Annotated in this window: 1 rRNA gene; it reads right to left on the bottom strand. The window is 50.5% G+C overall.

Annotated features, from left to right (window positions below):
- Positions 1-3: 3 nt before the first annotated feature.
- Positions 4-116: ribosomal RNA gene (gene rrf / locus GTP55_RS29360) — 5S ribosomal RNA — on the bottom strand.
- Positions 117-277 lie beyond the last annotated feature (161 nt).

The following is a 277-nucleotide window of genomic DNA, read 5'->3' as shown; positions in this document are numbered from 1 at the left end:
CTAGCTTGACGATAACCTACTTTCACACTGGTTGCAGCACTATCATCGGCGTAGAGTCGTTTCACGGTCCTGTTCGGGATGGGAAGGGGTGGGACCGACTTACTATGGTCATCAAGCTTTGACTTGTATGCTGTGCAGCCAACGGCTGCACAGCGAATCTGGGAGAAGTAAAGCGACGTTTCACGTCGTCCCTGCGCAGGCAGGGATCTCATTTAGTTTATTGGGTAGCACCACTCATCATCAGAGTAAATGCGCATAACCGTCAAGGTTATAGGGA

The sequence above is a fragment of the Duganella margarita genome (assembly GCF_009857535.1).
Lineage (GTDB): Bacteria > Pseudomonadota > Gammaproteobacteria > Burkholderiales > Burkholderiaceae_D > Rugamonas > Rugamonas margarita.
This window is presented reverse-complemented; position numbering and strand designations above follow the sequence as displayed.